The sequence below is a fragment of the Actinomadura sp. NBRC 104412 genome (assembly GCF_030269515.1).
Taxonomy (GTDB): Bacteria; Actinomycetota; Actinomycetes; order Streptosporangiales; family Streptosporangiaceae; genus Spirillospora.
This window is the reverse complement of the sequence record NZ_BSTM01000007.1, coordinates 76,007-99,182: the sequence shown is the minus strand read 5'-3', so window position 1 is coordinate 99,182 and position 23,176 is coordinate 76,007. Positions and strand designations below refer to the sequence as shown.

Here is a 23,176-nt window from a genome sequence, read left to right as displayed (position 1 = left end):
AGCCCGCTCCGCTCGTTCGGTCTCCCTTAACAAAGTTTACGAGGGGCTAATATGGGCCGGAGTCGTCTCATGACCTCCCGGAACTCCACCTACACCCCTTCAGTCATGTGACACAATTGCAGCCTCTCATTGATTGGCACTGTAGTCGGCGGAAGCGTGGTAAGCAGTAGCTCCTGCGCTGGACCACGTCCAGTTCGTGATGAGGCTGAATAATTCAGCGTTACGATGCGCTTGCTAATACGCCAAGACCTAACACCCTTCAACTCGCGACTAGAACTCGTAGGACGCATCGCTTTTGCTGCATAAAGCGCCCCATCTGTAAGCAGTCGCTCGTTATAGTCGTAGGACAAGATCCAGCGGTACTGCATCTCTTCTCGGAGGTATTCCGCCAAATCGTAATGCTGCCGTGCGCTCACCCAATCCAGATCATTGCCGGCCTCAACAGCCCGAACATCAAACGAGCGCTGATATAGCTTGCCCGACTTTGAAAGATACGGCGGATCAAGATACGCCACTACGCGATCCGGGAGCAGCGTCTTATAGTGAGATGCGACACCATGCAGCGTGCTTTTCCAGTCCGAGAGCCAGACGTCCACAATCCGACCCGTGTCGTAAAGGTGCCCTATATATGCAAGTCGCTTCGTCAAGCTATTGAGATTGAACCTACACCCAATGCCATACTCAGAGGTTTGGGCACGGCCACCAATTGGCCCAGCCTGCCCATGCAGAATTCCAGAGAACGTAGTACGGTTCAAGAATAGGCATTTCGTGGCGAACTCTAGATCCCTTGTTGATCGGCCGATACCAGGTGCCGCAGTCCAAGCACGCCAGTAGTCCCAACGCTCTAGAGCTGTATCTCCTCCGACGGCAACGTATTTCGTATACTCGTCGGCAATTCGTTCGATAAGTTCTTGCGTGCGCGAGGCAGCCACTTGCCAGAAGGCCGCCACCATCGGATCGGCATCCGCAAGCAGAGTCCGCTCAACGATGCCTGCCCCCACCAATCTGAGACTAGTGGACGCACCACCGGCAAACGCTTCCACGAGAAGGTCTATTTTTTTGATCTGAGCGGATCGCTGAGCGGCGGCAAGGAGCTCGCCAATCACACGAGTCAAGCCGCTCTTAGCACCTGGATATCGGAGTGGGCTTTGATATCGTCCAAACGCCAGAGGATGAGTGACCTCAGCTGGAGCGCTCTCGATTTTACGTGGCGTCGTTCCAACCGGAAGCAAGTTTGCCGCGCGCAGGGAGTCTTGATCACGTGCGGATACTTTCACAGCGATCATCGTACTACATTAGAACCGTAGGATGCCCGGTCGAGTCCAAGTCGCGTTGTAGCGACCAACCGTAGAACATCTGTGCCGACACCAATGGGGAACGCTGCCTTCCCATGCGCGGCCGCCACAGGGATGATCCCGTCTGCATACATTGATGATCCGGTGCGGTCGACCACATCGAGAATTGAGGCAAGGGTGGGGTAATCCTTTGGGTCTGGTTGTCCACCGTGAGCATCATATGGCGCCCCGTGCGGCGGCATGACAGTCGGTACTATTACCCGCCCATCCAGCGCACGGTAGACGAATTTGCGACCCCAATAAGTCTCTTTTCCATACGCCCGGGCATTGGAAGCGTTGGTAACGCGGGCAATAATATCTTCATCACAAACGAGCAGGTCACCAGGTTTCAACACATTATGGCGAGCCAACTGCCGAGCATAGTCAACCATTACGCCGGTTTTTTCAATGCCGCAAACAAAAGGCGCCGCTCCGGGAGTGGTTGAAGACATTTTTTGAAAGTAATCAAGAGCTCGACCGCGCAGCTTCGCTGGAGGGCCATACATAGCGAGGGGACCGTCCACGATGAATAGCGTGGCAGGAAGGAGTTCCTGACGAGACTGCTCCCACAGGAGAGTCGCCAGTCCGACTAGGACCAAGAGCTCAACAACGGACATGAGCCGGCCAAGGGCAGACTGATTACTACCCTCCTCGCTCACTTCCTCAGAGATGCGTAGCACATCAGTCGGGAATAGCCAAGTTTCGCACGTATCACACTTCAAGCCTGCTGACGGGACACGAACGTCCTTACTACAATCCTCAGTGGGACAGTTCACAGGAACCGTTATTGCAGGCTCCCCAGGAGCCCCGTGCAGAAGGAAGAGTAGCTCTAGCAAAGTCTGATTGAGGCGATTTACCTCGATTTTCTTCGTGCGAAAGAGTTGATCGATTGCCTCCCGCCAGGACGTTTTGATGTCGACGCCCTCACGTGTGTAAGCGCCGGCTACAGGAAGGTCGAGAGTCACAAGCGCCGTATTTACCGCTCTTTCGATCTCATATGGGTCGACAAATCGCTCCGCCCGCTGTGTTTCCAAAATGGCCAAGTTAAGGTATGCAGCCGCAGCTTGCGCGAATCCGTAAAGCACCGAAGGCAATCCATCGCGAACTCGCTCAACAACGTACGAACCATCTACGGCGAGCGCAGCGGACAGTCGTGGGCCGGAAGTCTGAAAGTCGGCGCGATGCCGGATTTTCTGCTGTATATCCTCCATATCCCGCAGTGACTCAGCCGGCACATAAAACTGGCGCTGATCAGCCACGGCGCGAACCGCAGCGGTAGAATGCCCTAGCCGTGAGGCGAGTTCGTGCGCCCCGCTGACAGTCTCGTATGGCATTAGATAAGCGTTCCTTGGCTACTTGGGATTAAAGGCGGATCACCTGCAGCTGCGCGGGCCTCATTGACAAGGTCCAAGTCGTACCGATCGATCTGCACTGGCACGATGTACGGTGACGACAAGGTCTTGAGCCGTACGTAGCCACGGTCCTCTGAGGCGATTATGGCATCCGAGAAAGATCCGAAGTCATAGAACTGGGCGAGTTCGCGGACCTCTTTTGTGTTATTCAGATGTGCGACCACCCAGTTAGCAGTATTGGCCTTCACCTGGTGTGCGACACCGGATACCTCTTGCGTTGCATAAGTCATTCCAAGGTTCAGCTTGCTTGCCTCCTTAGCAAGCTTCACCCAGACATCTCTCTCGTTCTTATAGCGGTCAGAGGAGAAAAGGTTGTGAGCCTCTTCTAGCATCACCTGGATGGCCGGCGGTTCCTGCCCGGACGTAAAGACCGTGGTCTGACGCTCTAGCAACCGCGCAGTGATCGACTCACTGAGGGCCTTTGTAATGGCGCTCGCTCCGACGTGGAGATCGACGATCACGATTCGCCCTTGAACGAGCTCCTCATAGATTTCAATCGCTGGGTCGTTCTTCGTCAGAGGACTATGGAACGGACGCAAGGGGTTGAGATTCTTCCAGCCGCGTACGCTGCGCTTCTGGCTCTTCGTGGTAAAAATCGGCTCGACGCTCGTCCATCTGACGTTCTTGGTGAAGTCCACAGCATCGACGTCCCTCGCCTCGCGGAGATCCACGATCTTCTGAACAACGTCTTCTACGTCATTCGCGGCCACAGCGACGATATTAGCTGTATTGCCTGCTCGGATAAAGGGATTTCGCCCGAGCTCTGCTGCTATCTTCCGCTGAAAGTCACTCTTGATGTTGACTCGTGCACGGAACCCAGACGGCACATCGAAGCCTGCGCGCATGAGTGCGGCATAGAGGACCAATCTTGCGCGCTGAGCGTGGGTGGTAGTCGAGGGATCGTTGGGAACATCAGCATAGGATGTACCCGCAAAGTCCTTCACATAGCCAACGTCGTCGGTGCTAAGTTGATCAGAGATGAGACCTTGCACTGCATCGATTTGATTTTCGGAGAAGAAGTTTATTGAGAGAGGCTTGACATGTGTCTGGGATCCGTCCGCTCCGAACTTGAAGATTCGGACGTGCTTCTCCCCGATAGCAGCGATTTCAGTCCCGTCTTGAGTGTTTGGATTGGCGTACTCACCCTGCGGGTCAAAGATGAGCTGTCCGACCGGGTGGCCGCCTTTTGCTCGTTGCCGTTCCGATATTGCAAATGTACGAGCGATAATCATTTTGGCCGTATTTGATTTTCCCATCCGAGTCATGCCCAGCAGGGCAGTCTTGTTGCCAATGAAGTCCCGGATGTTGACTTCGACCGCAGAAGCAGCCTGCTTCGACATTTTGGCTCGACGGCGTGTCGCCGAGTACCGCACAACGCCGATGCGAACGCGGTCCACGGGACGGTCTGTCGGCTTCAGATAGGAAGCAATGGTTGACAGCCCCTCACCCAATGGCTTTAGCACGCGATAGCTCGAAGTGGCATAGAAGTTGTCGACATCCGCCCCGAATTCCAAAACTTTCTTACCATTGTCGACATCTTCATAGAAAGTCCCAAGGATCCTGCATCGTAGACCCGTAAAGGAAATCCGATTCTTGGTGACCGGATCCATGTCTATATCAAGCACGACAGAAGGAGATGGACTCTGATTGTTCGAGAGCGCTGCGCGGAGAGATTCCTCGCGAACTGCGTGTAGATCGCTTTCCATGGACAAGGGTGCTGTGCCCTCGACACGCAGCAAGAGTACCTCGTCATCGTCCCCATCGGGGGCGTTAATGTCTTGAGCCGTGGCGAGCAAGAACGAATATTGGGGTATGCCACCCGCCTCCGCCTTCCACCGATCGTGGGTGAGCACGATGGCCTCGCCGTAGTCAATCCGGTAGATCGCGCCGATCCGGATAGACCGGTCCTCCGCCATCAACTCTGAGTGGAGCAGCGAGCCGGCGCCGACGCCAGGTATGAGATTAGCCATGTGTCCCCCTGTGTCGTGGAAGGCTAAGAATAGTTGCTACGTCACTCTGCGGACAGGCCTTCCGACAATCGACGGGGTGACGGTTCGGTGCCTCACGCGCTTGGTCGACTCTCGGAAGAGTGGGCTTGCGTTACACATGGAAGAGCGCCCTGGAGTGAGCTTGAGTGGCGCCACAGCGCCCCCTCCAGCGGAAATGTCCAATGGTCGAGCGGATTGGCGACTCTGGGGCGATCGGGAAGGTTGCTAGAGACAGGACCTCTACGTCGGCCTCGACAGCAGTTCAGGTGAGGGGGCTGGCCGGGACCGGCCGGAGAGCCGCAGCGCGGCCAGCCCCCTCACCCTGGCCGCCGCAGGTGGCCAGGCTTGACGACGTGAAGAAACTTCTCATCGGGCACTCTGTGCGCTTCAGTCCCATGTGTCCGAGCTGTGTGTTGGCTGGTGACTCCCTCTGGGCTGTTGGCTGGTGCTGTGGGTGGTAGAACGCTCGGTTATGGGTGCTGAGCGGCTGCAGGAGATCGGCCAGGAGCTGCGGCGGTTGCGTGCGGCTGCTGGGTTGTCGGGGGTTCGGCTTGCTGCCAAGGCTGGGGTTCCTCAGCCGACGGTGTCTCGGGTGGAGACTGGGCGGCGCGTCGCTGATCCCGGAGTGGTGCTGAAGCTTTTTGCAGTTCTGGAGCTGGGGCCGGCGGAGGCAGGGCGGCTGGCCGAGCTGGTTGAGGCTGCGTATGCCGAGTCTCCGCCTCGGCGGGTGGATGCGGGGGTGTCGTTCCGGCCTGGGGCTGCCGGCGAGTTGGCGCTGGGGGCTCGGGTGGTGCGGGTGTTTGAGTCCGCGGTGGTGCCGGGCCTGCTGCGGACTGCTGAGTATGCGGCCGAGTTCGGGGACGGGCTCGCTGGTGGTGAGTCTGAGCGGCTGGCCGTGCTCGATGGGGATCGGCGGTTGACGTTCGTGGTTGCTGAGGCGGTGTTGCGGACGTGGCCGGGGTCCGGTGAGTGCATGCGTGGGCAGCTCGCGCATCTGCTGGCGGTGGCTGAGCGGTCGAACGTGCGCCTGGGCGTGGTGCCGGGGTCGGTGTCCCTTGGTCGGACTCCCCTGCATGGGTTCACCGTGTACGACGATGCGGCCGTGTCGGTGGAGACGTTCACGCGTGAGCTGACCTTGACCGATGCCGCTGAGGTCGGGGAGTACGTGGAGATCTTCGAGGGGTTCGAGCGGGCGGCGGTCTTCGGTGATCGTGCTCGGGTTCTGGTCGAAGCGGCGGCTCGTGATCTCGATGAGACTCTAGGCTCTATTCACTGAACGTATTGAATAGCCCTCTGGATCTGTCATACGCTGCGCGTCCTCGGGGTGTGTAGCCCCCTAGACGCGCGGTGGTGATCGACATGAGGCGCTTGGCCCGCCTGTACGCGAGCGGACCCGCATCGGTTCGGGACGCACGATGCTTTGCCTGGGCGTACGTGGCCGAACGGGTCACCGGCGAACTGGCGCACAGCGTGGAACTCGTCGTGAGTGAGCTCTGCACGAACGCGGTAGAGCACACCGCGAGCGGGGAACCGGGCGGATGGTTCGTCCTCGAACTGGAGATGCACCCCGACCATGTGCGCGTGGCCGTCATCGACAAGGGGACGACCGCCAAGGTTCCGGCGCTCGACCCGGCGGCCGGGCTCGATGCCGAGTCGGGGCGCGGCCTGTACATCGTCCAAGCGCTCTCCAAGGCATGGGGAAGCGAACTCGTCCTGATGGGACGGCGGGTGTGGGCGGACGTCGTCGGCGAGATGGCGTGAGTGGTCCGCCCATCCCCCGGCGGCGGCGCCGCCTGCGGGCTGTGAGTTCCTCAACTGGTCATGAGCTTTCCCGCAGCGTGTCTAGGGTCCTAGACTCGCTGCGGAAGGCCAGAGGGGAAGTCATGCCAGGCAAGTTGGAGCGCATCGCGCAGATCGAAGACCCCTACGAGCTGCTGCGCGCGGCCACCGAGCGCCTGGCGGAGGCGCAGCAGGAGGTGACCGAGTTGGCGCGGCTGCGGCGTCGGCTCATTCAAGACCTGCACGCGCAGGGGATGTCGTACGCGCAGATCGCATCGGCTGCGGGGTTGAGCCGCGGGCGCATCCACCAGATCCGGCACACGGGGCCGGCGCCTGAGGGCGCCTTCCTCGGCTCCGGCGAGGTGACCGTGGTGACCCCCCTGCGGCCCGACCCCGCGAGCGACCGGACGTATGTCGCCCTGGACGACCTCACCACCGGCAAGCGCCTGGAGGAGCTGGCGCGCACCTTTGACCTGTCGGTTCGGTACGACCATGTGTCGCTGTCGGGTGAGATCGACCTCAACCGGGCCGGGCTCCTGGTCATCTGCGGCCCTCGCATGTCGCCCGCCATGCGTGAGACCTACGAGAAGGATCCGGTCCTGGAGTGGGACCGTGATGACGTCGGCTGGCTGCTGCGCGACACGCGCACCGGCGACACCTTCCGCTCGGGCCAGGAAGAGGACCCGGCGCGGCCCTATGACGTCGGCTACCTGGGGCGGCTACCTCGGCCGGACGGGCAAGGCTCCCTCCTGGCCATCGCCGGTATCCACCCTGAGGGGTCGCTTGGCGTGGTCAACCTGCTGACCACCGACATCGGCTCACTGTGGGGCCAGGTCGGAACGGAGTGCTTCTCTGTGGTGGTCGGCACCGAGTACGACCCCGACACCCATGAGCCGGTCCGTACCGAGCTGCTGACCCCGCTTTATCGGCATGACGATGGGGCACACTGACGCGGATGCGTGTTCGTCTCGCCACCTGTGCCGCCAAACCCGACCGGGCCAACGAGGATTTCGCCGCCGCCGTCCCCGGTGCGGTGGTGCTGCTGGACGGGGCGGGCCCCCCGGCCGGGATGCCGTCCGGATGCGTGCACGGAACCGCGTGGTACGCGCGCACCCTCGGCGGGCTGCTCTTGGCCGAGATCCAGCCCGGCCGCCAGCTCGCCGAATCCCTCGGCCGCGCGATCGAGCGGGTCAACGCGCTGCACGGGGCCGCCTGCGACCTCGCCCACCCCGGGACGCCGTCCGCGACGGTCGCCATGGCGCGGCTGCAAGACGGCAAGCTGGATCACCTGGTGCTCGCTGACTCGGTCCTGGTCCTGGACCGCAAGGGCGCCGACCCTGCGGTGATGAGTGACGACCGGCTGGCGGTCACCACTCGGGAACTGCGCAAGGATCTGGACGCCCTACCGACCGGCAGCGCCGAGCACACTGCGGCCCTGCGGTCCTTCACTGAAGCCTTGGCCGGCTACCGCAACCGGCCGGGCGGGTTCTGGGTCGCCAGCACCGACCCGCAAGCCGCCGACCAGGCCCTCACCGGCTCGAACGCGGGCGATGAACTGCGCGCGCTCGCGGTCCTCAGCGACGGCGCCAGTCGCCTTGTTGACCGGTTTGGGCTGCTCACCTGGCCGGGCCTGCTCGATGTGCTCCGGCAGGACGGGGCGGAGGCTCTCATCGCGCGGACCCGTGCGGCCGAACGGGATGACCCTGAGGGGCGTCGCTGGCCACGCGGCAAGACGCACGATGACGCCACCGCCATCTTCTGGCAGCTCTCGGACTGATCTCAGAATTTTGCCTACCCCCCCTAGACAGTCGACCGAATATCGCTTACCTTGACTGCGTACCCCCCTAGACAGTCCTCGACATCGAGTTGAGAAGTGTCTAGGGGGGTGGACGAAAATCCGAGCAGTGGAGGCATCCATGCGCAACATCCCCGTAGACATCTCGTCCCTGACATTCGTGTGCGTGTCCCCGCCGCGTCCCAAGCTGGTCAGCCAGGAGACGGGCGAGGTCAAGGTGGACCGGGACGGCAAGCCGGTCTTCACCGTGGGCCTGTCGGTGGCCGACGCCTCCGGGGGGTGGAGCTGCTGAACGTGGCCGTCCCCGGAGACCAGGAGGTGACCATCGGGCAGATCGTCACGCCGGTGGGCCTGGTGGCCTTCCCCTGGGAGCAGTACATCGGCGGTGAGAAGCGCTGGGGCGTGGCCTTCCGCGCCGAGAAGCTCGCCATCGCCGCGGCGGCCCGGCCGGTCCCGGTTCCCTCGGCGGAGTCGTCCGCGTCGGCGGACGTGGCCTGATCGGCGGTCCGGTGATGGACACGATGTGTGTGGTGCTCGGGGTCCTGGCCGTCATGCAGCGCAAGGTCAAGTCGTGGTCGGTCGATGAGGCGCGCAAGTTCCTGGAGTCGGCCCGGAAGCGGCGTGACCCTCTCTACGCGGCCTACGTCCTGATCCTCGTCCTGGGCCTGCGGCGCGGGGAGATGCTCGGGCTCCGCTGGGAGGACGTCGACCTGGACAAGGGCGAGCTGACCGTTGGCTGGCAGCTCCAGCGGATCAACGGCCGGCTACTCCACCGGGAGACCAAGACGGAATCCTCGGACGCCGTCCTACCGCTGCTGGACATCTGCGTCACGGCCCTCCAGGAGCGCAAGAAGGAGCAGGAAGCCGCCCGTGAGCAGGCTGACGAGCCCTGGCCTGAGACGGGGCTGGTGTTCACCACCCGCACCGGTCAGCCGGTCGAGCCTCGGAACTTCAATCGGAGCTTCGTCACCGCCTGCGCCAAGGCGGGCGTCCGGCGCATCCCCGTCCACGCCACCCGGAAGACCTGCGCCTCGCTGCTCGTGGCCATGGACGTCCATCCGCGCGTGGCGATGCAGATCCTCCGGCACAGCCAGATCTCCGTGACCATGAACGTCTACAGCGAGGTCTCGTCGGTGGCCACCCGCAGGGCGCTCAAGCGGCTCGGCAAAAGTCCTGGGTTCGTAGGGCCCGTTGCTGTACTTCGCTGCTGTACGGGCAGCAAAAAGGCCGGTTCCCACACTGGGGACCGGCCTTTGAGCTGGGTGGAGCTGAGGGGATTTGAACCCCTGACCCCCTCGATGCGAACGAGGTGCGCTACCGGACTGCGCTACAGCCCCAGGAACCTCCGTAAGGTTAGCAAACTCGGGAGGGTGCTCGCGCAGGGGTTTATTCGCCGACGGCGTGGCGGTCGTCGGCGTACTGGTCGAAGACCTCGGTGGGGGCGGCCAGTTCGATGATCTCGGCCTGGGGTTCCTCGCGGCGGGCTTCGCGGGCGCGGGCCCTGCGCTGGTGGCGGGAGGCGGCGTCCATGCGGACGGCGACGCGGAGGAGGGCGAGGTGGCCCGCGAGGAGGGCGACCGGGGGGAGGGTGATCCACCAGGGGGCGAGGCCGGGGACGACGACGCCGATGGTGGTGGCGAGGAGGAGGGTGAGGCCGGCCGTGCGCCGGCGGCGCCGGGCGATGATGGCGGCGCGGCTCTGGCGGCGGCGCGGCGTCGGCGCGGGCGCGGGCGCAGGGGACGGGTCCGCCGTGGGCTCTTCTCCCTCCTCGGGCGTGCGTTTGGTGAGAAGGCGGGATCCGTCGCGGTGGAGCCACATGGGGACCAGGACGACGGCCCAGACCGCGACGATGGCAAGATAAAGGACGGCACTGCTCACCGACACACCGCCGGGGACAACGGCGGGCCGACTTTCGGCGCGCGGATGTGCATTGGGAGCAGGGTCACGTCCCGCACGGTACGAGCCGGTGTCAGAGCTTGACGAGCATAAGGGGCGGTGTGTCGCGAGATCGAGCCCGGGGTTACTCTCCGTTTGCACGCTCTTCGCGTTCGGAGGATTCTTACCGCAGAAAGTGACCGATGGAAGTCGGGTCACGAAGGGGAGCGGGGAAATGCCCGCCGCTGGCCGCCGAGCCAGCGTGCGCGCAGGCCACCGGGGACGTCTTCGACGGTGAGGGCGTAGCAGATGTGGTCCCGCCAGGCCCCGTCGATGTGCAGATGGCGGCGGCGAATTCCCTCTTCCCGGAAACCGAGTTTTTCCACCACGCGGCGGCTCGCGGTGTTCTCCGGGCGAATATTGGCCTCCACCCGGTGCAGGCCCACGGTGAAGAAACAGTGGTCCACGGCGAGCGCCACCGCGGTGGGGATGACGCCGCGGCCGGCGACCTGGCGATCCACCCAGTACCCGACCTGCGCGGACCTGGCCGAACCCCACACGATCGCCCCGATGGTGAGCTGCCCGACGAAGTCACCCTCGTGCGTGACGACCCACGGCAGGGCGAGCCCTTGGCGGGCCTCGCGCCGCATGGTGTGCACCATGCTGATGTACGGGCCGAGGCCGCTGCGGAAGAGCGGTGTCTCAGGGTTGGTGGGTTCCCAGGGACGTAGCCAGTCGGCGTTGCGCACCCGCAGGTCACGCCAGGTAGCAGCGTCACGGTGCCGGAGCGGGCGCAGCCCGACCGGCCCCTCGGTCAAGGTGACCGGCCAACCCCGCAATCGTTCCACGACTCCATGATTCCCTGGACTGGGGTAAAGAGGCTATCAATTGTGGCCGACTATTGCGGGATGACGCAGGTCGGGGGCCTGCCGGGCCGGAATCAGGACCGGCGGCGCGCCGCCCATTCGCGGATCTTCGCGATCCGTTTGCGGATGTCGTCGGCGGACGCCTGGGCGATGGCCGGGCCGCCGCACGTACGGCGCAGCTCGTTGTGGATCACCCCGTGCGGCTGGCCGGTGCGATGGTTCCAGGCGCCCACCAGGCCGTTCAGCTCCTTGCGCAGCTCGTGCAGGGTCTCCGCGGCGGTGCGGTCGTCGGCCTTCTGGCCGGCCGTCCTGCGCTTGCGCTCGGCCTTGACCTGCTCCGCCTGGCGCTTGCGGAGCAGGGCGGCGACCTGCTCGGGCTCGAGCAGGCCGGGGATCCCGAGGTACTCCTGCTCCTCGGCGGAACCGGCGGCCGCCTGCATGCCGAACTCGCCGCCGTCGTACAGGACGCGGTCGAACGTGGCGGACGCCTCCACCGTCTCGAACGCGAGCTCCTCACCGACATCGGAGGTGTCGCGCCGCCGGTTCGCTTCGGCGAGCAGCTCGTCGTCCAGGCCGTCCTCCCGCAGGGGACGGTCGAGGACGTGGTCGCGCTCGGTCTCCATCTCGGCGGCGTGCCCCATCAGCGTCGGCACGGACGGCAGGAACACCGAGGCCGTCTCACCGCGCCTGCGCGCCCGGACGAAACGCCCCACGGCCTGCGCGAAGAACAGCGCCGTGCTGGTGGACGTGGCGTACACGCCGACGGCGAGGCGCGGGATGTCGACGCCCTCCGACACCATCCGCACCGCCACCATCCAACGGTCGTCGGTCTCCGCGAACGTCTTGATCTTCTTGGACGCGGCGGGGTCGTCCGACAGCACCACGGTCGCGCCCTGGCCGGTCACCGAGCGCAGCATCTTGGCGTACGCGCGGGCCGCCTCGTGGTCGGTGGCGATCACCAGCCCGGCGGCGTCGGGGATGGCGCGGCGCAGCTCGGTGAGCCGGCGGTCCGCGGCCACCAGCACCTGCCTGATCCAGTCGCCCTTGGGGTCGAGCGCGGCCCGCCACGCCTGCGCCGTCTGGTCCTGGGTCAGCGGCTCGCCGAGGGTCGCGGTGATCTCGTCGCCCGCCCGGGTCCGCCAGCGCATCTCCCCCGCGTACGCCAGGAAGATCACCGGGCGGACGACGCCGTCGGCGAGCGCCGGCCCGTACCCGTAGGTGTAGTCGGCCCTGCTGCGCCGGACACCGTCCGGACCCTCCTCGTACCGGACGAACGGGATCGGGTTGATGTCGGTGCGGAACGGCGTCCCCGACAGCGACAGCCGCCGCGTCGCCGGCTCGAACGCCTCGCGCACCGCGTCACCCCAGGACAGGCCGTCGCCCGCGTGATGCACCTCGTCGAAGATCACCAGGGTCTTGCGCGCCTCGGTGCGGTTGCGGTGCAGCGCGGGACGCGCCGCGACCGTCGCGTACGTGACGGCGATGCCCAGGTACTCCTTGCCGACCGCGCCCTGCCCGTTCTGGTACTCGGGGTCGATCTTGATGCCGACCCTGGACGCCGACTCCGCCCACTGCCGCTTCAGATGCTCGGTGGGGCAGACCACGGTGATGGCGGCGACGATCCGGCGATCGAGCAGCTCCCGGGCCAGCCGCAGCGCGAACGTGGTCTTACCGGCACCCGGCGTGGCGACGGCCAGGAAGTCGCGCGGCCCCGAGGAGCTCCCGTCGCCTCCGAAGTACGCCTCCAGCGCCTGCTGCTGCCAGGCACGCAGCGACGACGCCGTGCCCCAGGCGGCCCGTTCGGGGAACGCGGGGGGCATGTCGGGTGCAGCGAACGTACTCACGGTTCATAGTGGGGGCGCGGCCCCCCACGCCCCCCGGCGCGGGGTAGACGCACCTTCGCTCGTTCCTCGCTACGGCCCGTCCACCGGGCTTCACCCCTCGCCCCCCTGGGGGCTTCGCCGCGGTGCCGGGCGGTGGTCAGGCCCTGGTACGCGGCTGGGGTCACTCTTCGTCCCCACCCCCAGGCTGCATGGAGTCGTAGATCTCCTTGCACTCCGGGCATACCGGGTACTTCTTCGGGTCGCGGTTGGGGACCCAGACCTTGCCGCACAGCGCGATCACGGGGGTGCCGGTGACGGCGCTCTCGGTGATCTTGGCCTTCTTGACATAGTGGGCGAACCGCTCATGATCGCCATCGCCATGCGAGAGATCCGGCCTGGTATCGCTCTCGGGAAGGATCTTCGTGCTCATCTGGGTGCTCATCATGCCTCCTGGCCCCACACCTTAGTTCAGGACTCCGACACCTTCGCCAGATGCCGTACGGCCCGTCGTCCCTGAATCCAACGACCGCGAACCCGGCGCCTCTTCCCCGTCAGTTCAGGGTGGGATCCTCGGGAAAGGTGGACACGAACGCCAGGTCGCCGCCCTGGCGACGCAGGACCTCCTGCCAGAGCCGATCGGGGTCGCCCGCGAAGACGTCCCCTGCCTCGGCGGGCACCAGATACCAGGCGCCCTCCTCGATCTCCGAGCGCAACTGGCCCGCCGACCAGCCCGCGTACCCGGCGAACACCCGCAGTTGCAGCAGCTCGGGCGCCAGCAGGGCGGGCGGGGCGTCCAGATCGACCAGACCGACCCTCGCGACCTCGGAGCCGCCGTCCAGGGCACGCCAGCCCAGCGGCTCGTCCTCGCCGGGGAGCCGGGCGAGCGCCAGCGCGTTGTCCAATGCGACGGGACCGCCCTGGAAGACGACGGACGGACCCGTCACCAGCTCGGCCCACGGCGGCAGCACACGGTCGACCGGCACCTCGGTCGGCCGGTTCAGGACAACGCCGAGTGTTCCGCCCTCCACGTCGTGTTCCACCACCAGGACGACGCTCCGCTTGAAGTTCGGGTCCTCCAGTTGAGGCGTGGCGACCAGCAGGAGCCCCACCCTGATGCCGTCTTCCATGGATTCCATGATGCGTTGCCGAGACCTCCGGCGGCACGTCCCCCCACTCGTTAGCCTGTTAAGCATTCCACTTGTCCGGGGATACAAGCACAATACGGGCCTGGGTCAATAATGATCTAGGAACACGTCCGTACGCGGGTCGGAGAGGACGTGCGCGCCCGCGGGCTGGGAGGATCGCGATGCAGTTGCCCAGGGTCGTCATCGCCGCCGTCTTCTTCGCCATCGGGGCGCTGATCGCCATCCCCGCCATCTGGGACCAGGTCTCGCGCGCGGACGGCAGCCCGGCCGGCAGCACGACCTCCCCGTCCCCCTCCCCCACCTCGGGCAGCCCCACCAGCCCATCGCCGACGCGCACCACCGCGTCCCCGACCCGGACGGCCTCCCCGTCACCGACGCCCACCCGCACCACGACCCGCCCGGCGGTGCCCGTACAGCCGCTGCAGATCTCGATCGGCTCCGTACGCTGCCCCGCACGCACGATCGAGGTCACCATCCGCAACACCGGCCCGCGCGCCGAGGACTTCGCGATCGAACGCAACGACGGCACCGCCGCCACACCGGGCCGCATCGGCGCGGGCCAGACCCGGACCGTCTCCCTCACCCTCCGCGAGGACCGCCGCACCACCATCCAGATCACCCTGCGGAACGAGCCGATACGGACGAGGTCGGTCACCGCCAACTGCCGCACCGCGTCCCCCACCCCGACCGAGGAGCCGACGCCCTCCAAGTCCCCGGACGACCAGCTACCGCGCACCGGCCCGGACGACACCGTACTGTGGGCACGCGCCGCCACCGGCGGCGCCGCGATGGTCACCGGCGCGATCATCTTCTGGTACGGCGGCATCTGGCCCCGCCGCCGCGAACACCTCTTCGGCGGAACCAAGAAGAGCTGACACCCCCAACCCAGGCGTCAGGTCGCGCCCATCGACCTGCCAGCCCGCCCGAGCGCCCTCTGTCGTCGGCGCGCTCGGCAGCCTGCCGTAGGTATCTGGGCCATCACACGGCTCGACGCATAACGGGAAGCCGGGACCCACGTCGTGACCCCAAGGGAAGCGACAAGCCCACTCCCGCAAAAATGCCCACTGGGTCGACGCCCCCTCCACGGCCGGCCGAACGTGCCCAAGCCGACGTGCTGCCCGTTCCGAGCCTGACGGACGCCAAGGCCATCGACGCCCTTCACTCAGCGAGCCCCCACCAAGGGCAAGCAGGCCGAGGCCCCCGCCGGGGCGAAAACGGCGCGGCCAGTACGCACGCCCATCCGCCAGTGAGACCAAGGAGGCAAGGCCCCAACGGGCGTGCCGGGCGAAGCCCACGGTCAGCAGACACCGCCGCGAGCCCCAGTCGAACGGTGAAGCCGTTGACCGCCATCGGGAAGGCGCGGGGCGGCGACCCACACAAGGACACGTCGCCCCTCCGGCGCGGAGACGCCGCAGCGGAACGCATCGGGCAGCCAGCCGAACCACACCCCAATGAGACCAAAGAGGCAAAGTTCCACGGGGGTACAGCGGGCGAAGCCCCCTGCCGGGGTCGTAGGGGCGGAGCCCCTACCAAGGGTCGGCGGGGATCGCTGCACCCTTTCGGGGGTGGGGAAGGTCGCCCCCCACAATGACACAGCGCCCCGCCGGGGTGGAGACGCCACAGCGGAACGCATCGGCAGTCGACCGAGCCACCCCAGTGAGACCGAAGGGGCCAAGCCCTAAGGGGGTGCAGGGGGCGGAGCCCCCTGCCGGGGTCGTAGGGGCGGAGCCCCTACCCGGGGTCAGTGGGCACCGCCGCGAGCCGTCAAGGCGAGCGGCGGGGTCCGCTGGCCCCGCACCGGGGGGTGTGGGGGGTCGCCCCCCACAATGACACGCCCCCCCACAATGACACGCCCCCCACATATGTCACAGCTACACAGCTTCCCTCACCGCGGCGGCCACGCTGGAGGCTACGTCGGCGTGGAAGACGCTGGGGATGATGTAGTTCGGGCCGAGTTCGTCGTCGGTGACAACGGCGGCCAGGGCGGTGGCGGCGGCGAGGAGCATGTCCTGGGTGACGCCGTCGGCTTGGGCGTCCAGGAGGCCGCGGAAGACGCCGGGGAAGGCGAGCACGTTGTTGATCTGGTTGGGGTAGTCGCTGCGGCCGGTGGCGACGACGGCGGCGTGTTCGCGGGCCTGGTCGGGGGCGATCTCGGGTTCGGGGTTGGCGAGGGCGAACACGATGGCGTCGTCGTTCATGGCGGCGATGTCGCCGCCGGTGAGGATGCCGGGGGCGGAGACGCCGATGAACACGTCGGCGCCCTTGACGGCGCCGCGCAGGTCGCCGGTGTAGCCGTCGGCGTTGGTGTGCTCGGCGATCCAGCGGAGGGAGTCGTCGAGGTCGTCGCGGCCCTTGTGGACCGCTCCCTTGTAGTCGCAGACGATCATGTCGGTGGCGCCGGCGTGCATGAGCAGTTTGAGGATGGCGGTGCCGGCGGCGCCGGCACCGGCCATGGTGATCCGCACGGCGCCGATGTCCTTGCCGACGACGCGCAGCGCGTTGGTCAGGGCGGCCAGGACGCAGATCGCGGTGCCGTGCTGGTCGTCGTGGAAGACGGGGATGTCCAGGAGGTCGCGGAGCCTGGCCTCGACCTCGAAGCAGCGGGGCGCGGAGATGTCCTCCAGGTTGATGCCGCCGAAGGCGGGCGCGAGGATCTGGACGGTACGGACGATCTCGTCGGTGTCCTGGGTGTCCAGGCAGATCGGCCAGGCGTCGATCCCGGCGAACCGTTTGAACAGGGCGGCCTTGCCCTCCATGACGGGCAGGGCGGCCTGCGGGCCGATGTTGCCGAGGCCGAGGACGGCGGAGCCGTCGGTGACGACGGCGACGCTGTTGCGCTTGATGGTGAGCCGCCGGACGTCCTCGGGGTTGCGGGCGATGGCCAGCGAGACCCGTGCCACACCGGGCGTGTAGGCCATGGACAGTTCGTCGCGGTTGCGCAGCGGCACCTTGGACTGCATCTCGATCTTGCCGCCGAGGTGCATGAGGAAGGTGCGGTCGCTGACCTTGTGGATGTGGACGGCGTCGATCTGTTCGAGGGCCGCGGCGATGGACTCGGCGTGCTCGGTGTCGCGGGTGGCGATGGTGACGTCGATCCGGAGCGTCTCGTGCCCGGCGGTGTTGACGTCGAGGGCGGTGACGATGCCGCCGGCGTTCTCCACCACGTGGGTGATCTGGCTGACGGCCTTGCCGCCCGCCGGAACCTCCAGGCGGACGGTGATGGAGTACGACACGCTGGGCACGCTCGCCACGACTTGTTCCCCTCTACTACCGGGTATCTCTACCGGGTACGTCGTTGTTCCGCTCGGGCGCGTCCCGCGGCGCGTCCGTGGGGGGCCGCCGCCCGGGTTCGCCGTCCTGCCGGCTCGGACCGTCCCGGGAAGGGTGCCCCCCGGGGCCACCTCAGAGCGCCCGCGCCGCGCTGACGATGAGGTCGACGGCGGCGGGCTCGGGGAGCCTCGTGGTGTCGACCACGAGGTGGTAGAGCCGCGGATCGGCGGGATCGGCCCCGTAGAAGTGCTTCACGTAGGCCGCCCGTGCGCGGTCATTGTCATCGAGCATACGCTCCATGGCGCGCCGGGACGTCCCGGTCCGGGGCACCTCGTCCGTCCTGTCCGCCGTCCGCAGGGCACGGCCGAGCCGCCGTTCGCGGGCGCCGTCCAGCCTGACGTGCAGCGCCTGGGGGTGGTCGGCGAGCACCAGGGCCCCGGCGCGGCCGAGGATCACGCCGCCGTCCTCGCGCGCGACCTGCCGGATGAACCGTTCGGTGTGGGAGACGAACTCCTCTTCCGGGACGAACGCGGTGCCGGGCAGGTAGACGTCCATGCCGCCGAGGGTGGCGCTGGGCAGCTTGGCGGCGTTGGCGAGCAGCCGCCCGAGGCCCCTTTCGGCACGGTCGTCGTGCGCGAGGACCTCTTCGAGGGTGCAGCCGATCTCGGCGGCGACGGAGACGGGGATCGCGCGGTCGACGAAGGGCAGGCCCAGCGCGTCGGCGACGGCGGGGCCGATCGAGCTGCCGCCCGCGCCGAACGTGGCGGAGACCGTGACGACGCGCGCGCTCACGGGGTTCCGTCAGAACAGCGCCGACTGGAGGCCGCGGCGGGCCTTGCCCACGCGCGGGTCGTCCGAGGGCATGACCTCGAAGAGGGTGAGCAGGTGCTTGCGCGCGGTGTCGCGGTCGTCCCCGGAGGTGCGCCGGACGGTGGCCACCAGCCGGTCGAAGGCGTCTTCGATGCGGCCGGAGACCAGTTCGACGTCGGCCGCCTGGGTCTGTGCCCGCACGTCGGTGGGACGTTCCTCGGCCTCCTTGATGACCTGGAGCGCGTCCAGGGACCTGACGCGCAGGCTGAGCTCCACCAGCGCCAGGCCGCGCTTGGCGTCGGCGTCCTGCGGGGACTTGTCGAGGATGCGCTGGAAGGCGGCCTTGGCGCCGTCCAGGTCGCCCTTCTGCAGGGCTGCCTCGGCCTCGGCGTACACCGGGTCGGCCTGCGGCTGCGCCTGCGCGCCCTGCCCGTCCGGGGCGCCCGCGCCGTCGGGGATGAGGCCCTCCTTGCGCAGCGCCTCGAAGAGCTGGTCGATGGCCTGCCGCACCTGTGGCTCGGGGGCGGCGCCGTTCAGGAACGGCAGGAGCTGCCCGCCCACGACGGCGGCGACGAACGGGATGCCGCGCACGCCCATCTGCTGCATGTACTGGGCGAGCGCCGGGTTGGCGTCGATGTCGACCTTGGCGAGGATCCATTTGCCCGCGGCCTCGCCCGCCAGCTTCTCCAGGATCGGGCCGAGCTGCTTGCACGGCCCGCACCATTCGGCCCAGAAGTCGACGAGCACCGGAACGGTGCGCGACCGCTCCACCACCTCGGTGTTGAAGGTCTGGTCGGTCACGTCCACGACGTAGGCGCCGCCACCGCCGTCGCCGCCCGGCGCACCCGACGTGCCCGCGTTCGCCTGGCGTTCCTGTTGCCTCTTGGCGGCGGCCTGGCGCGCCCCCAGGTCGATGGCCCCGTGCAACGAAAAGTCCCGAGAAGGCATGGGTCCATCCTGCCGCATGAACGCCGCGGTCCGTACGTCCGTACGCCGCTAGCTGAGCACGCTTTGCGCGGGACCCTCCGGCGGACCTGTCACCGGACCCGTCGCCCGCCCGCCTGGACGTCCGGTACGGGGTGATCCGGCCGCCTTCAGCCCGGCTCGGCCGCACTGCACCCGACATAACGCCGAATAAAGGAATTCGGCCGTTCTTGCCGAAGGCAAAGAATCCAGGACCCCAGGCGGCAGACCTGAAAGAAGGCTGACAGCTATCGCCAAGCACGGTTATAGTCACCGAGTCGATGCATGGTGCGACGGCAAACGGGGCTCGCCGCCGGGCTCGCAGGAGATCCGGCCCTAGCGGAACACGCGCCACGGCACGGAATGGCCATCGGTGCCCCTCCAGGCCGCCACTGAATCGCATGACGGAACAATGGGGGGTTAAGTGTGATCGCGGAGCGTTCCGCGATCGTGGCCCAAGGGATGGGTGTCCGCCGCGGGGGGCGGTGGCTCCTGCGCCCGGTGGCCTTCGGCATGGCCGAAGGCGTGATCGGCGTGGCCGGTCCACCGGGTGCCGGTAAATCCACTCTGCTGGCCACGTTCGCGACATTGCGCCGGCCGCATTCCGGCGCGCTGAGAATTCTGGGGCATGACATCGGGACGGCCAGGGGCCTGCGCGCCGCCCGGGCGCGGATCGGTTTCCTTCCCGGCAGGTTCCAGTGGGCCCGGAACATGACGACCGAGGAACTGGTGACCTACGCGGCCTATTACAAGCGGGTGCGCGCGCCGGCAGCGCGCGACATCATGAAAAGGCTCGACGTCGCCGACTCGAGCCGCACCGAGCTCGGGCTGCTCCCGCCGGACGTGCGGCTGCGCGCCGGGCTCGCCGCCGCGTGCGTCCACGATCCCGAGCTCGTCGTCCTGGACGATCCGCTCGACGAGCTGTACGCGCGCCGCACCACCGCCGACGAGGCCGCGCTCGCCGATCTGATCCCGCTGATCCGGTCGCTGGCGCCCACCGTGGTGGTCTCCGGCGCCCGACCCGAGCACCTGGCCCCCTGGTGCCGCGAGGTCCACACGCTGGCCCGGGGGCGCCTGACCCGTTACCCGCCCCGTCCCGCGCCCTCCGCCGCCCTGCTCCCCTCCGCGCCCCGTGTGACCTCGGCACGCCGTGCGGCCTCACCGTCCCGCGCCACCTCGGCGCCCCGCGCCCCGACATCGGCGGGGGGCGAACCCGCGCCGTGCGTCCCCGTCCCGGCGCCGAACCCCAGGCCCCTCCCGTGCACGGTCGTCCAAGCCCCTGAAACCGTCCAAGCCCCTGAAACGCCCTCCGGCCCGCCCGATCAGCCCGGTCAGCCCGGTGCGCTTCCTCCGCCTTCTCCCCATCCCATCGACCATGCAGGCAAGTTCGTCCAGACGTGCCCGTCCAAAGACGCCCGCCCCGCCGTGCACGCGGGGGCCGCTGCCCATCCCGCGGGCGGTGAGCCTCCGCTGCCCGCGGAGAAGCAGGCCGTGGCGGTCCGTCCCGGGAACCACGCCGCACGGCGGCCCGCGAGGAGCGGCGCCGGTGTCTGAGCTGGGGCGGGTGCTCCGGCTCGACGCGCGGCGTGCGGCACTGCTGCTCGCCGTCCCGCTGCTGGCGGGGATCGGGATCGTGACCGCCTGGCGGTCCCTGGTCCCGGGCGTGGGGTACTGGGACAACTCGGTGGTCGCGCTGATCAACTCCGTGCGGCTGCTGGGTCCCGTCGCCGCGGGGCTGGCCGCCTGGACGGCGGTACGCGAGCGCGGCCTGAACTACCTGAGGGACCTCTCGCCGCGTTCCCCGGCCACCGGCGCCCTGCTCGACCTGCTGCTGCTCGCGGGGGCGGCGGCGCTGGCGTACGGGGCGGTGACGGTCGCCGTGACCGTCGAGACCATGCTGCGGCAGGAGGCCGGGCACCCCTACCCGCTCGGGCTGCTGGCGGGCACGGCGTCCCTCGTGCTGCACGTGGTGATCGGCTATCTGGCGGGGCGGGCCGTGCCGCGTCCCGCGACGGTGGTCGCGGTCGCGGCGCTGACCTGGCTGTGGGCGGCGCTGCGCCCGCCCGGGACGTCGTGGTGGAGCCTGCTGCCCCCGGCGGCGCTCGACCATGTCGAGCTGTTCACCGTGCTGCGCACGAGCGTGCTGGCGGATCAGACGGTGTGGGCGATGGGCGTCACGGCGGCGCTGGTGCTCGCCTACGTGGGGTGGGTGACGCGGCGCCGCGCCGTGGCGGTCCCGATGGTGCTCGCGCTGCTGGTGACGGGGAACGCGATGACGGGCCTCCAGGGCTCCGGAGGCAGCGCGGTCGTCCCGGCACCGGTGCGCCTGGCATGCCGCGAATGGCCGCTGACGGTGTGCGTGCACCCAGCGCTACGGTCGGCGCTGCCCGCGCTCATGACGGCGACGACACCGTTGGCGACCCGTCTCAGCGGCACACCCGGCGAGTTCAACCGCGTCGTGCAGCGTCCCGCCACGGAACCCGCCACGGTCGCGGGCGGGACGGCGTCCATCCATCTCGACGACGAGCTGTCCCCCGGCTACGAGGTACGCGCCGTACGGCAGATCATGCGCTCACTGGCCGACGCACAGGCATGCGCGTCCCCCCGCAACCCCGGTTACCGCGCGCTGGTCGACGCCTGGCTGCTCGGCCGGGCGGCACCCCCCATCACGGACACGCGGACGGCGCGCAGGTTCGGGCAGTGGACGGAGGAGCAGCGGCGCGGCTGGCTGCGTACCCACTACGCGAACTACCAGAGCTGCGCGCTCGCGGCCCGCGACTTCCGGCTGTCGGTCACACCGCGCCCGGCGGACGCTCCGCGCCCGTCACCGCGTCCGCTGGAACCACGCGGGGCGGACGGACTTCCCAAGTAGGGACGGCCCCCCGAAGAGGGTGCGGGAGATGATCCCTGCATGGCCGCAGCAGGACCCCCCAGACCCGCCGCGGCCATGCAGAGCTTCAGGCCGTGGCCTCGTCGACCGCTCGGTCGACGGACCCGGCCGGCTTGACCCAGTAGCGCTCCACCAGGAACGGCGCCACCGGAAGCACCCCTGCGACCAGTGCCAACACCGTGCGCCTCAGATCCCATCCCAGGGCCTCGCGCGCCGCGACCACCAGCGCGATGTACGCCAGGAACAGGACCCCGTGGATGGGTCCTACCAGCGACACAGCCTGCGGGATGTCCGCTCCGTACTTGAGCGGCATCGCGATCAGCAGCAGTACGAGGAACGAGGTCGCCTCCCCGATGGAGACGTACCTGAGTGCTCGAACGGTGTCCACAGCACGTCAACGTACACGCAGTCCCGGAGTGTTTCGGACAGGCGTATGGCCCTGATCACACGCCTTCGCTCACGTTCGCTCGCATTCGCTCACATCCGGAACCGCGAGGTAAGGTGACCGGCCCCGTCCGCCGGGAATGCCCCTCCGCATGGCACCTTCCGAACGAAGCGGACGGCGGGGCTGGGGCGTCCTGGCGGCCGTCGTCGTCCTGACCGCCGCCGTGGTCCTGGCCGGACAGCAGGCGATGCGGATGCTCCCCGACTGGATCAACCCCTTCGAGGAGGAGACCAGGGACCGCAGCGGGCCCGTGGTGCTCCAGTCGATCCGCGACCTGGCCCGGTTCGAGGCGGCCTCCGGCAACTTCCAGGTGGTCGTGGACCTGGAGAAGGACGCCAAGTTCCTCCCGGACGCGATACGCGGCTCGCGCACCCTCTTCGTCGGGCACGGCTCGGTGGACGCCTATGTCGACTTCGCCAAGCTCGGCTCGGGAGCGGTGACCGTGAACGAGGACCGGACGGCCGCGACGGTACGGCTGCCGCGCGCACAGCTCGAACCGACCAACCTCGACCCCAAGCGCAGCTACGTCTTCGCCACCGAACGCGGCCTGATCAACCGCGCCGGCGACTTCTTCAGCGGCAACCCCGCCGATCAGCAGCAGCTCTACGTACTCGCGGCCCAGAAGATCCAGGCGGCCGCCGCGCAGAGCGGCCTGCGCGAACGCGCCGACCAGAACACCAGGCTGATGCTCCAGAACATGCTCAAGGCGCTGGGCTTCACCACCGTGACCGTCCGGAACACCGCGTCCCAATAGGCGGTCCCAATAGATGGGAGCGTCCCA

Annotated in this window: 22 protein-coding genes, 1 tRNA gene and 1 pseudogene; 11 read left to right on the top strand and 13 right to left on the bottom strand. The window is 67.5% G+C overall.

Annotated features, from left to right (window positions below):
• Positions 1-89 precede the first annotated feature (89 nt).
• From QSK21_RS11400 to QSK21_RS11390, 3 genes are all read right to left on the bottom strand, one after another.
• Positions 90-1,286: a DNA adenine methylase gene (locus QSK21_RS11400; RefSeq protein WP_285695506.1), complete on the bottom strand. Its 1,197-nt coding sequence runs from the start codon at positions 1,284-1,286 to the stop codon at positions 90-92.
• The gene (locus QSK21_RS11395) at positions 1,283-2,593 is read right to left on the bottom strand and encodes a hypothetical protein (RefSeq protein ID WP_285695504.1); all 1,311 of its coding nucleotides are present in this window, start codon (positions 2,591-2,593) and stop codon (positions 1,283-1,285) included. Before QSK21_RS11395 ends, QSK21_RS11400 begins: the two co-directional genes overlap by 4 nt.
• 74 nt (positions 2,594-2,667) lie before the next feature.
• Positions 2,668-4,716 (bottom strand): helicase HerA domain-containing protein, encoded by a 2,049-nt coding sequence (locus QSK21_RS11390; RefSeq protein ID WP_285695503.1) that lies wholly within the window; start codon positions 4,714-4,716, stop codon positions 2,668-2,670.
• Between the two features lie 490 nt (positions 4,717-5,206).
• Between QSK21_RS11390 and QSK21_RS11385 the strand changes: the two genes are divergently transcribed.
• The 7 genes and pseudogenes from QSK21_RS11385 to QSK21_RS11355 form a co-directional block, all read left to right on the top strand.
• A complete protein-coding gene (locus QSK21_RS11385) occupies positions 5,207-6,010 on the top strand; it encodes a helix-turn-helix domain-containing protein (RefSeq protein ID WP_285695501.1) in 804 nt (267 codons plus the stop codon).
• 158 nt (positions 6,011-6,168) lie between these two features.
• Entirely contained in the window at positions 6,169-6,495 is a 327-nt protein-coding gene (locus tag QSK21_RS11380; protein ID WP_502871547.1) for an ATP-binding protein, read from the top strand.
• 122 nt (positions 6,496-6,617) lie between these two features.
• Positions 6,618-7,463: a sigma-70 RNA polymerase sigma factor region 4 domain-containing protein gene (locus QSK21_RS11375; protein WP_285695499.1), complete on the top strand. Its 846-nt coding sequence runs from the start codon at positions 6,618-6,620 to the stop codon at positions 7,461-7,463.
• Between the two features lie 5 nt (positions 7,464-7,468).
• Positions 7,469-8,290, top strand: coding sequence for a protein phosphatase 2C domain-containing protein (locus tag QSK21_RS11370; RefSeq protein WP_285695497.1), 822 nt, complete (start codon positions 7,469-7,471; stop codon positions 8,288-8,290).
• 127 nt (positions 8,291-8,417) lie between these two features.
• Positions 8,418-8,600 carry a hypothetical protein gene (locus QSK21_RS11365; protein WP_285695496.1) on the top strand — a complete coding sequence of 61 codons (183 nt, stop codon included), beginning with the start codon at positions 8,418-8,420 and terminating at the stop codon, positions 8,598-8,600.
• Positions 8,588-8,806 (top strand): hypothetical protein, encoded by a 219-nt coding sequence (locus QSK21_RS11360; RefSeq protein WP_285695495.1) that lies wholly within the window; start codon positions 8,588-8,590, stop codon positions 8,804-8,806. The genes QSK21_RS11365 and QSK21_RS11360 overlap by 13 nt, the downstream gene beginning before the upstream one ends.
• 14 nt (positions 8,807-8,820) lie before the next feature.
• Positions 8,821-9,375, top strand: a pseudogene (locus tag QSK21_RS11355) (site-specific integrase); the annotation flags it as partial.
• Between the two features lie 196 nt (positions 9,376-9,571).
• Here QSK21_RS11355 and QSK21_RS11350 read toward each other — a convergent pair.
• The 6 genes from QSK21_RS11350 to QSK21_RS11325 all read right to left on the bottom strand — a co-directional run bounded on the left by QSK21_RS11350 (position 9,572) and on the right by QSK21_RS11325 (position 13,999).
• Positions 9,572-9,645: transfer RNA gene (locus QSK21_RS11350), tRNA-Ala, on the bottom strand.
• 49 nt (positions 9,646-9,694) lie between these two features.
• Positions 9,695-10,186, bottom strand: coding sequence for a SepX/GlpR family protein (locus tag QSK21_RS11345; protein WP_285695494.1), 492 nt, complete (start codon positions 10,184-10,186; stop codon positions 9,695-9,697).
• A 212-nt stretch (positions 10,187-10,398) separates the two neighbouring features.
• Positions 10,399-11,031, bottom strand: coding sequence for a GNAT family N-acetyltransferase (locus QSK21_RS11340; protein ID WP_285695493.1), 633 nt, complete (start codon positions 11,029-11,031; stop codon positions 10,399-10,401).
• Positions 11,032-11,123: 92 nt separating this feature from the next.
• Positions 11,124-12,869 carry a DEAD/DEAH box helicase gene (locus QSK21_RS11335; protein ID WP_285695692.1) on the bottom strand — a complete coding sequence of 582 codons (1,746 nt, stop codon included), beginning with the start codon at positions 12,867-12,869 and terminating at the stop codon, positions 11,124-11,126.
• A 184-nt stretch (positions 12,870-13,053) separates the two neighbouring features.
• Positions 13,054-13,302, bottom strand: coding sequence for a DUF3039 domain-containing protein (locus tag QSK21_RS11330; protein WP_285695492.1), 249 nt, complete (start codon positions 13,300-13,302; stop codon positions 13,054-13,056).
• Positions 13,303-13,423: 121 nt separating this feature from the next.
• Positions 13,424-13,999 carry a YqgE/AlgH family protein gene (locus tag QSK21_RS11325; protein WP_285695491.1) on the bottom strand — a complete coding sequence of 192 codons (576 nt, stop codon included), beginning with the start codon at positions 13,997-13,999 and terminating at the stop codon, positions 13,424-13,426.
• Between the two features lie 179 nt (positions 14,000-14,178).
• Here QSK21_RS11325 and QSK21_RS11320 point away from each other — a divergent pair, with 179 nt between their 5' ends.
• Entirely contained in the window at positions 14,179-14,892 is a 714-nt protein-coding gene (locus tag QSK21_RS11320; protein WP_285695489.1) for a hypothetical protein, read from the top strand.
• Between the two features lie 996 nt (positions 14,893-15,888).
• Here the strand turns inward: QSK21_RS11320 and QSK21_RS11315 are convergent.
• The 3 genes from QSK21_RS11315 to QSK21_RS11305 all read right to left on the bottom strand — a co-directional run bounded on the left by QSK21_RS11315 (position 15,889) and on the right by QSK21_RS11305 (position 19,045).
• Positions 15,889-17,268, bottom strand: coding sequence for an NAD-dependent malic enzyme (locus tag QSK21_RS11315; RefSeq protein ID WP_285695487.1), 1,380 nt, complete (start codon positions 17,266-17,268; stop codon positions 15,889-15,891).
• Between the two features lie 151 nt (positions 17,269-17,419).
• Complete coding sequence (locus tag QSK21_RS11310) at positions 17,420-18,079, bottom strand: cytidylate kinase-like family protein (RefSeq protein ID WP_285695486.1); 660 nt, start codon at positions 18,077-18,079, stop codon at positions 17,420-17,422.
• Positions 18,080-18,088: 9 nt separating this feature from the next.
• The gene (locus tag QSK21_RS11305; protein ID WP_285695485.1) at positions 18,089-19,045 is read right to left on the bottom strand and encodes a tetratricopeptide repeat protein; all 957 of its coding nucleotides are present in this window, start codon (positions 19,043-19,045) and stop codon (positions 18,089-18,091) included.
• A gap of 516 nt (positions 19,046-19,561) precedes the next feature.
• On the opposite strand from QSK21_RS11305, the gene QSK21_RS11300 reads away from it, so the two are divergent.
• Both QSK21_RS11300 and QSK21_RS11295 read left to right on the top strand, forming a co-directional pair.
• Positions 19,562-20,614 carry an ATP-binding cassette domain-containing protein gene (locus tag QSK21_RS11300; RefSeq protein ID WP_285695483.1) on the top strand — a complete coding sequence of 351 codons (1,053 nt, stop codon included), beginning with the start codon at positions 19,562-19,564 and terminating at the stop codon, positions 20,612-20,614.
• Complete coding sequence (locus QSK21_RS11295) at positions 20,607-21,932, top strand: hypothetical protein (protein ID WP_285695482.1); 1,326 nt, start codon at positions 20,607-20,609, stop codon at positions 21,930-21,932. The genes QSK21_RS11300 and QSK21_RS11295 overlap by 8 nt, the downstream gene beginning before the upstream one ends.
• 85 nt (positions 21,933-22,017) lie before the next feature.
• Here the strand turns inward: QSK21_RS11295 and QSK21_RS11290 are convergent, their stop codons facing one another.
• Entirely contained in the window at positions 22,018-22,338 is a 321-nt protein-coding gene (locus QSK21_RS11290; RefSeq protein WP_285695481.1) for a DUF3817 domain-containing protein, read from the bottom strand.
• 148 nt (positions 22,339-22,486) lie between these two features.
• Between QSK21_RS11290 and QSK21_RS11285 the strand changes: the two genes are divergently transcribed.
• Positions 22,487-23,149 carry a DUF4230 domain-containing protein gene (locus tag QSK21_RS11285; RefSeq protein ID WP_285695480.1) on the top strand — a complete coding sequence of 221 codons (663 nt, stop codon included), beginning with the start codon at positions 22,487-22,489 and terminating at the stop codon, positions 23,147-23,149.
• Positions 23,150-23,176: the final 27 nt, after the last annotated feature.